1 protein-coding gene, 1 tRNA gene and 1 pseudogene are annotated in these 1,535 nt (G+C 33.4%); all 3 read left to right on the forward strand.

Translation table 11 applies throughout. From position 1 onward, the window contains the following. Window positions 1–331 (forward strand): annotated as a pseudogene (locus ACLOR3_RS03245) (ATP-dependent zinc metalloprotease FtsH); the annotation flags it as partial. A gap of 386 nt (window positions 332–717) precedes the next feature. Then, window positions 718–789 (forward strand) — tRNA-Glu (locus ACLOR3_RS03250). Window positions 790–959: 170 nt separating this feature from the next. Next, window positions 960–1,442: a hypothetical protein gene (locus tag ACLOR3_RS03255; RefSeq protein ID WP_061564548.1), complete on the forward strand. Its 483-nt coding sequence runs from the start codon at window positions 960–962 to the stop codon at window positions 1,440–1,442. Window positions 1,443–1,535: the final 93 nt, after the last annotated feature.

The raw sequence follows: 1,535 nt of genomic DNA on the forward strand, positions 1-1,535 counted from the left end.
TCCAGTTCAATACGAAGGCAACCATGCTATGTTTGGAGCTCAAACGACTCAAAAATTCATTTCAGAGCAAACTGCATATGAAATTGATGAAGAAGTAAGAAGTCTTTTGAATGAAGCTCGCAATAAAGCGGCTGAAATCATCCAGAACAATCGTGAGACCCACAAGTTGATTGCAGAAGCCTTGTTGAAATACGAAACCTTGGACAGTGTTCAAATTAAGTCGTTGTATGAAACAGGTAAAATGCCAGAAGATACTGATTTAGAATTAGAAAAAGAATCTAAACCATTATCTTATGAAGAAATTAAATCTAAAATGGAAGAAAATAAGTAATAAACTTTATAGTCTTCTAAAGCATTTAGAAGGAGCCGAAAATTTCGGCTCCTCAGATTGAAGATAAAGTCTTCTAAAAACTTTCCTTAGGTGAGATCGGACGTCAGCGAACTTCTAAGAAGTTCCATGACTAATTATTGAGCCTAAGGTCTCAATAATTCCGAGTGCCTGAAACTATTACGTTTCAGGCACTTTTCTCACGGCGGAAAAGTTTCTAATCTTCCTAAATGACTAAAAATAAAAGTAATTTTTTGAAAAACATCTTGCTTTTTTATGTAAAACAATAGTTTGTCTACATTCAAGGGAGCCGAAAATTTCGGCTCTTTTTTTCAAAAAAGTGTTGACAGATGAAAATGAACTGATATAATAGATTACGTTGTAAAAATGGTCCGTTGGTCAAGGGGTTAAGACACCGCCTTTTCACGGCGGTAACACGGGTTCGAATCCCGTACGGACTATCACAAAAGTTGTTACATTGGTAGCAACTTTTTTTGTTTGATAAAACCATTATTCTGACATTCTTATCAAAATAATGACCAATTAGAATAAGAAAAGATCCCAAATAGAAAATAAGCACAAATAAATCCAAACCTCCTTTAAAATGAAGACTAGTTAGAAAGGAGGTCCAATGAACTTTAAAAAAACATATGAAAAAGTAAAATGGATAGTATGGAAATGTGAAAAGGAATTTTATATTCATCTTTGGGATCACGCAGATTGGGAACAAGAGGGAAGACTAGTGCTGTATGAGTTACAAATAAGTAATCCGGAGGTAGAAGAAAATGAAGAAATTCTATTAACCTACTTCAAAACAAAGTTTCGCAATCACATAAAGGATAAGGTTAGAAAACAAGAGAGCGACAAAAGGAAATTAAACAAGGTACCTTATACAGAGATTGGTGAAATTAGTCATCGACTTCGATCAAAAGAACTCTTTTTGGATGAACTAGTCCTATTAAGAGGAGCCCTGAAAGAATTCCGAAAAAATCTAACCGATAAAGAAAAAGAAGATTATGATAAACTTCTGATGAATCAACGTTTTTCAGGAAGAGCAAAGATGCGGAGAAGGCTAAAAGAATACTTGAAAGACTTCAAGGATCAACATTTATGAAAAAGGATGTAAGAAAGCATCCTTTTTCATAAAAATAAAAATTTAAAAAAATAGAAAAAAGATATTGACAAGATTTCATGGTCGTGATATACT

The organism is Streptococcus intestinihominis, from assembly GCF_046824975.1.
Lineage (GTDB): Bacteria > Bacillota > Bacilli > Lactobacillales > Streptococcaceae > Streptococcus.